Annotated in this window: 5 protein-coding genes and 1 pseudogene; 4 read left to right on the forward strand and 2 right to left on the reverse strand. The window is 64.1% G+C overall.

The features are described 5' to 3' along the window. Both Q0O95_RS12390 and Q0O95_RS12395 read right to left on the reverse strand, forming a co-directional pair. On the reverse strand, window positions 1-2,006 hold a 2,006-nt coding region (locus Q0O95_RS12390), incomplete at its 3' end, for an ATP-dependent helicase (protein WP_293699171.1). Window positions 2,007-2,163: 157 nt separating this feature from the next. Next, window positions 2,164-3,234 carry a glycerophosphodiester phosphodiesterase family protein gene (locus Q0O95_RS12395; protein WP_293699174.1) on the reverse strand — a complete coding sequence of 357 codons (1,071 nt, stop codon included), beginning with the start codon at window positions 3,232-3,234 and terminating at the stop codon, window positions 2,164-2,166. A 306-nt stretch (window positions 3,235-3,540) separates the two neighbouring features. On the opposite strand from Q0O95_RS12395, the gene Q0O95_RS12400 reads away from it, so the two are divergent. The 4 genes and pseudogenes from Q0O95_RS12400 to Q0O95_RS12415 all read left to right on the forward strand — a co-directional run. Then, a complete protein-coding gene (locus Q0O95_RS12400; protein WP_293699177.1) occupies window positions 3,541-4,428 on the forward strand; it encodes a Bax inhibitor-1/YccA family protein in 888 nt (295 codons plus the stop codon). 95 nt (window positions 4,429-4,523) lie between these two features. Then, complete coding sequence (locus Q0O95_RS12405) at window positions 4,524-5,534, forward strand: hypothetical protein (RefSeq protein ID WP_293699180.1); 1,011 nt, start codon at window positions 4,524-4,526, stop codon at window positions 5,532-5,534. Between the two features lie 176 nt (window positions 5,535-5,710). Continuing rightward, window positions 5,711-6,805, forward strand: a complete 1,095-nt coding sequence (locus tag Q0O95_RS12410; RefSeq protein ID WP_293699183.1) for a GNAT family N-acetyltransferase — start codon at window positions 5,711-5,713, stop codon at window positions 6,803-6,805. Window positions 6,806-7,029: 224 nt separating this feature from the next. Continuing rightward, window positions 7,030-7,748: pseudogene (locus tag Q0O95_RS12415) on the forward strand (peptidoglycan bridge formation glycyltransferase FemA/FemB family protein); the annotation flags it as partial.

The raw sequence follows: 7,748 nt of genomic DNA on the forward strand, positions 1-7,748 counted from the left end.
TCGGTGGGAATCTCCTCGAGGAAGCGACTGGGCATCGCCGGCGATATCTCGCCGTACTGCGCTCTCGTCATCGCGAGCGAGATGTGCAGCTTCTTACGCGCTCGAGTGATGCCGACATAAAACAGTCTGCGCTCTTCGGCAGGGCCTCCCGGCTCGCCGGACGAGATCCGGTGCGGCAGGAGTTCTTCTTCGACACCCGTGATGAACACGGCGTCGTATTCGAGCCCCTTCGCGGTGTGCAGTGTCATGAGCGACACCTGCCCCTCGCTGTCGTCGATCTCGTCGGCCGCGGCCACGAGTGCGACCTCGGTCAGGAAGTCGACGAGTGTGCCCTCGGGATTCTGACGCCGGAACTCGCGCGCGACTCCTATAAGTTCTTCGACGTTCTCGAGCCGTGCGGCATCCTGCGGGTCGGGTGAACGCTTCAGGGCATCCAGGTAGCCGGAGCGCGTCATGAGATCGGTCAGGATTTCACCTGGGCTCTGATCCTCCTTCGCGATCTGCTCGTCGAGCAGTGCCGCGAGGTCGGTGATCGCCCGCTGGATCTTGGGGCCGAACCCGATCTCGTCGACCCTGCGCATCGCCTGCCGCAACGAGATGCCGTGCTCGTCGGCGAACGCCTGCAGCGACGCCTCGGTCGCGGGCCCGATCCCCCGCTTCGGCGTGTTCAGGATGCGGCGGAGGCTCAACGCGTCGTCCGGGTTCGCGGCCGTCACCAGGTACGCCATGGCGTCCTTGACCTCGGCTCGCTCGTAGAACTTCGTGCCGCCGATCACGCGATACGGGATGGCAGAGCGGATGAACACCTCCTCCAGTGCTCGGGTCTGCGCGTTCGTCCTGTAGAAGACCGCGACGTCGCTCCAGCGCATCCCTTCGCCCTGCAGCTTCACGATCTCGTCGGCGACGAACTGCGCCTCGTCGTGCCCCGAGTATCCGGTGAAACCGATGATGCGCTGACCGTCGCCGCTGTCGGTCCAGAGCTTCTTCTCGCGGCGATCGAAGTTGTTGCGGATCACGGCGTTCGCAGCCGAGAGGATGTTCTGCGTCGAGCGATAGTTCTGCTCGAGCATGATGACCCTGGCGTCGGTGAAATCGCGCTCGAAGTCGGTGATGTTGCGGATGTCCGCGCCGCGGAACGCATAGATCGACTGGTCGCCATCACCGACAACCGTGAGGGATGCCGCGAGCAGATCGCTGCGCAGCTCCGGCAGTTCCGTGCGGGTGACGGGTTGTGTCAGCGCCCGGATCAGCGCGTACTGCGCCGCGTTGGTGTCCTGGTATTCGTCGACGAGGATGTGCCGGAATCGCTTTCTGTACTGCGCAGCGACGTTCGGGAACGCGCGCAGCAGGAAGACCGTTTGCGCGATGAGATCGTCGAAGTCGAAGGCGTGCGCGCGGCGCAGCTCGGCGTCGTAGGTGCGCCAGATCTCCACGAACGCCTGCTCCTGCGGGTTCTGCAGGTTCGCCGTGGACATGTAGGAGTCGACATCGTGGAGCTCGTTCTTCGCGCGCGAGATCTTCGAGGCGACACCACCGGGCGTCAAGCCTTGGATGTCCGACCCCGACTGCTTGATCAGGCGCTTCAGCAGCGCGCGCACGTCACCGGAATCGTAGATCGTGAACGCCTGCTTGAAGCCGAAGTTCTCGGCCTCCCGCCGCAGGATGCGAACGCACGCGGAGTGGAACGTCGAGATCCACATCCCACGAGCATCCTCACCGACGAGCCCCTCGACGCGTTCACGCATTTCAGCCGCGGCCTTGTTCGTGAATGTGATCGCCAAGATCTGACTCGGCCATGCTTCGCGCGCGCTCAGCAGCCCGGCGATGCGGTGCGTGAGCACGCGCGTCTTACCGCTGCCGGCGCCCGCCAGAATCAGCAGCGCCTGCCCGCGATATTCGACGGCCTCTCGCTGCCGATCGTTCAAGCCTTCCAGCAGGCGTGCGTCAATTCCCGATGCCGGCCGCGCGGGCGGCGCATCGAACTCGAGTCCCCACAGTTCATCCATACCCGCTCCATCCTAAGCTGCGCCTCCGACACGACGGGCACGCGTGGCCCGCTCAGACACCCCTGCCCGTGCCGAATGTATGGATTGTGCCGGGTGTCGGGCAATCCGCCAGACATTCGGTCACCAACGTCGAATATCCCGACGCTCGGGCCACGATCTAGTCTCGTGTAATCCGGTGAGGAAGATCGGGATGATCAACAAACACCCAGCGGACCCCTGTTGACATGATCGCTCGCCATTCGTCCTGCCACCGACCGTGTTCCGCCAGCCAGCGCATACTCGCTCGGCCCGTTCCGATGCCGTGCTCCGCGAGATCGATCGTGACCCCGGCATCTCCAGAAGTATCTTCTGCGCTCCTGAACCGCTCGTCGAGAAACGCATTCTCGGGTCGCAGCGTGAACGTGAAGGTGTCGAATCCGAGCCCGTGCATCCGTTCGATCAAGGCATCCGCACCGTCTTCCAGCAAGAACCCCTTGCTCAGCGAGATGCCGTCGATGCCGCGCTCACGCAGCCGCACGAGTTGACCGGGTAGCAGTTGATCACGATACGTCAGCGCTGCTGCGCCGTCGCGTTCGACGAGATCCGGCGCCGACTGCCCCGCCATCATCAGATACACGAGTCGCCCCTGCACACCGCGAGCGCGCACCTCGTGCAGAACGCTCTCCTCGAAGCACTCGACCACAACGCGATCGGGGCGATCCGCCCATCCGGATGCCCGCATCCGCTCCGCGAACAGGGCTCCGAGATCGTGGCCGATAGAGGCGAAGTAGGTGGGATGCTTCAGCTCTGCGACAAGGGTCACCCCTGTTCCTTCCAGCAGCGCCAGAAGATCCTCGAGGCGCAGCATGCGTTCATCCGTGTACTCGGTGTTCGCAGGGCGCAGGGGCGGAATACGTTCTCGCAGGCGCAGCGTGCGAAGTTCCAGCCACGTGAAGTCTTCCGCGAACCAGCCGGTGTGCTCGATGCCGTCGACCGTCTTCGTCGTGCGACGATCCGCGAACTCGGGATGCTCGGCCACGTCCGTCGTGTCGGTGAGCGCGTTCTCGTGGCGCAGTACGAGCTCACCGTCCGCGGAAACTACGACATCCGGCTCGATCGCGTCGGCTCCCTGCTCGATCGCAAGCTCGTAGGCAGCTCTCGAATGCTCGGGACGGTAGCCGCTCGCACCCCTGTGCGCGATGACTCTCGGGGCGGGATGCTCCTGCCGATGTTCCGCTGTGCCGGTCACGTGGCCATCGTACGGGATGGCCTTCCCGCGGAGGTCGTTCAAGGACCCCGACGGTGATTCCTTCGTGGACGCGATGGCGTGCCGGATGTATGGAAACCCGACAGCGTGTTCCGAATGTCGGGCGGATATCCATACATTGGGCACAGCCCATACATTCGGCAGGGTCCGCACCCGCAGCCCAACTCTTCGAGCGCACCCGGAAATTCAGCCGAACGAGAACGAAGGTGTCGAATCCGTATGAATACCGGCGATACGCCGGAGAGCGGCTCCTCGGCCAGATACGATTGAAGGACTACAGGAGGTAGCGTGTCGAATCCAGCGTTTAACAGTAATCCCGCGTTCACGAACAACCCCAACCGCGCCCAGTCTTGGAGCCAGCAGCAGGGCCAGCAATTTGGCCAGCAGTTCGGCGGCCAACAGCAGCAGTACGGTCAGGCTTCGCCCAGCGCGCAGCAGCTGAACGACATCTACGACCGCCCAGCGGCGACGCCGCAGGAAACGGGCCGCATGTCGATCGACGGCACGATCGTGAAGACCGCGATGACGCTCGGTGTCGTCGCGATCGGATTCGTCGTCACGATGGCCACGTTCTTCGCGGGGCTTGAGCTGCCTTTCTACGCGCTGACGTACGGCGGCGCGCTCGTCGGATTCGTGCTCGCGCTCGTCAACATCTTCAAGCGCGAGCCGAGCCGCGGACTCATCCTCGCCTATGCTCTGGCACAGGGCTTCTTCCTCGGTGGCATTTCGACGATGTTCGAGTTCCTGCTCGAGATGCCCGGCATCATCATGCAGGCGCTCATCGCAACAGCGTGCGTCTTCGGAGCAACGCTCGCGCTCTACGCCTTCCGCATCGTACGCACCTCACCCCGACTGACGAAGATCTTCTTCATCGCGCTCATCGGCTACGCGCTCTTCTCCCTTGTGAACGTCATCATGATGTGGACGGGTGCGACGCAGCACGAGTTCGGGATGCGAACGATGGAGGTCTTCGGCATCCCGCTCGGGCTCATCCTCGGTGTTCTCGCCGTTCTGCTCGGCGCGTACTCGCTGGTCATGGACTTCGAGATGACCGAAAACGGTGTCAAGCGCGGAGCGCCGGCCAAGTACGAGTGGAGCGCGGCGTTCGGCATCACCGTGACCATCATCTGGCTCTACATCGAGATCCTCCGCATCATCGCCATCCTGCGACGCTGATCGCGACGGCGCTGAATCCCGACTGTGCAGAGCGTGCCCCGGCCCCAGGTCGGGGCACATCTGTTTTTCACAGCTACGATCGGTAAGGAGGCTCCATGAGCACTGATGATCGCATCCCGTTCAACGACGACCAACCGCGTCGTGCACCCGACCCCGACTTCGAAATCGGGGAGGACGCCCTCGATCCTCGTGGCCCTTTCGCCGAGCAGCCGACGCAGGAACAGGCTCCTTACGAGGAGTATGAGCCGACCAAGATCATGCCGGCGTACCGCGATGAGCCCGCTCCCAACTACGCCTCGGATGCCCCGACGCAGCGCATCGGCGCCCAGCAGCCCGCCGGGCCCGCGCGCGAACGCAGCGCGACCAGCGCCGGCAATGCCGAATACACGGCGCCGAACGCAGCGATTCCGCACGCTGCCGCATCTGAGCAGTACGGTCATCCCCCACGCTCGGGGCGAGAGCTCACGAGCGCCGGATGGTCGCGCCTGTTGTTCGGTGGCCTCCTGCTGCTCATCGCCACCTGGTTGCTGGTGCACGGAGCGCTCGGTTTTCTCGACCTCGAGGGTCTGCAGTCGCTGCTCAATCCGTTCACGCTGATAGGTGCTCCTGCGCTGCTTGCGAGTTTGCTGATTCTGCCGGGCCCCGCCGGGGGAAAAGTCGTCGGGATTCTCTTCGCGGCGCTCGCCTACGGAGCACTCATCCTGCCGGGCCTGCTCGAGTTCAATCCGTCACTGTCACCCGAGGTACCGGCTCCCGTCGTGCTCTCAGGCCCCGCAACCGTTCTGCTCGGGTTCATGACCTGGCTGAGCGTGCGCCGCAAACGTCCGCTCGCGTGGTCGCTGCTGCCGCTGCCCGTGCTCATCGCAGTCATCTGGGCACTCGCTGCCGGCGTGGCCGGGGTGGCCGGCATCATCTACGGAGGCGACTGGCTGCTGATGCTGTACGGAACGGGAGAAGCCGCCTGGCTCGACTGGATCGAGCGCGTACCGCTCGACATCGTGCGATCCACCTTCCGGTTCGCGATGCTCGGCGCCTGTGTGATCCCGGCCATCCTGCTGGCGTGGCCGTTCGCGAGGGCGCGCATCGCACGGGAGCGGCTCCGCTGACGCCCGGCACGGCTTTCGTTCGCGAGCCGCGGCTACCTTCGCGCGCATCCCGCCGGTAGCCTTGGAAGTCGATCCTGCGGATCGAATTCGTGGCAAGGCAGGGAGCCAGTGGTGCGCTTGCATACAACGCGAACTTCCACGAACCTGAATCTATCCGTTCGCTAAGGAGAAACCTGATGACCGCACTCTCAGCTCGCTGGGCGACGGAAGATGAACGCGCCCGCTGGGATGAACTCGTCATTGCGAACCCCGCCGGCGGCGATTTCCTGCAGTCGTCAACGGTCGCCGAAGCGAAGATCCCGCACGGCATGGATCCACGCTACGTCGTGTTCGAACGTGAGCACGAGCGGGTGAGCGTCGCACTCTTCCACGAACGCCGCATCCCCGCCCTCGGTAGACTCTGGTGGGGTAGCCGGGCGCCGGCAGTGACGACCGTGAACGAACTCGAGAATCACGTGAATGCTCTTCGTCGATTCATTAAGGCGCACGTCAATGGGGTGTTTGCGGTGACGTTCGAACCGCCCGTGCTCAGCACACCGGAGGTGGAGCAGGCGCTTGACGACTCCGTTTCGCTCACTGCCCCGGATATTCATCGCCGCGAGGGCATGCAGGCCAACCTCAATACGGTTCAAGTGCCCCTGCTCGAGAACGACGACGAACTCCTGGCCCAGTTCAACCGGACAACCCGCAAGATGATTCGTCGCGGCGAGCGCGCGGGGTTCGAAGTCGTCGAGTATCCTCCGACGCAAGAGACCTTCGACCGGATGCACGAGCTCATGAGGATGGTCGGAGGCGGGAAAGACGGACTGCTCCTGCGGCCGAAATCGTACATGGAGTCGCTGTGGAAGGGATTCACGAGCAAGGGACAGGGGCGATTCACGGCCGTTGAAGTCGACGGTGCCCCGGCAATGCTGACCTTCACGATCCAGTACGGCAGCCAAGCGGTCTACAAAGACACCGGTTCGGTACGCGACAAGACTCAGCAGGGCATGGCCCACCTGATCAATCTCGACGCCATGCGCACGTACCGCGCGAGGGGCGCCACCGTCTACGACATGTTCGGAGTCGCTCCCGCCGACGCGCAGAGCGATGCCGACCACGTCTTGTTCACCTCTGGCAAGTTCAAGCTCGGCTTCGGCGAACGCGTTTCGCATATCGGTGCCTTCGACCTTGTTGTGCGCAAGCTGCCGTACCGCGTCTGGAACCGCATCGGCGAGCGCGCCTACGCGAAGCTCTACCGCTCGCGCACCGGCGATTTCTCGATCTACTAGGCGCCCTATGCTCGCCCCCTCACCGCTGCACCGTCTCGACGGCACCGCACCGCGTTGCCCTGTAGCCAAAACTCGGTCTATGCGGGCAATCATCGAAATAATCGTCTCGGCTGGTGAAATAGACCGAGAAAAGGCACACGAAGGTCGGCAGGGTATACGAGCGGCCGCGCAATCGGAGTCCGGATCGTGCCGACAAGACGTGTTAGACGACGGAGAGATACGAGATGCTTGAACTGCAAGCGCGATGGGCCACCGACGATGAGCGCAAACGCTGGGACGACCTCGTCGCCGCGAACCCCGCTGCGGGTGACTTCCGACTCAGCGAGAGCCTCGCAGTCGCGAAACAAACGCTCGGCGTGCATCCCCGTCATCTGGTGTTCGAACGCGGTGGTGAGATCGCGAGCGTTGCGTTGGTGCTGGAGCGCCGCATCCCGCTCACGGGCCGCCAGTGGTACATCCCCCGCGGCCCGGCGGTGACGTCCGTCGCCGACTTCGCCGAGCACCTCGACGCGCTGCGCCGCTTCCTGCGCAGTGCTCGCCTCGGTGTGTTCCACGTGCTCATGGATCCTCCCGTGCAGGCCGGCGAAGGCGTGGATGCCGAAATCGCGGCATCCGCATCGCTGACGGCTCCCGACGTGACCAGGCGGCCCGGCGTGCACGCGAACAACCGCACCGTGATCGTGCCGATCGACAAAGACGATGACGCGCTGCTCATGGCCTTCAACAAGAAGACGCGCAACATGGTGCGGCGGGCGATGAAGGACTCCGTCGAGATCAAACGCCTCCCAGCGAACGCCGAAACCTTCAGCAGCCTCCACCGCCTCATGGCGATGGCCGGCGGCGGTAAGAGCGACCTCGAGCTGCGCCCGCGCGAGTACGTCGAGGCGTTGTGGCGCGAGAACGTCGAGCGCGGCGACGGCTTCTTCCTCGGCGCAGAGGTCAA

It is taken from the genome of uncultured Agrococcus sp., from assembly GCF_945915485.1.
In the GTDB taxonomy this organism is placed as follows: domain Bacteria; phylum Actinomycetota; class Actinomycetes; order Actinomycetales; family Microbacteriaceae; genus Agrococcus.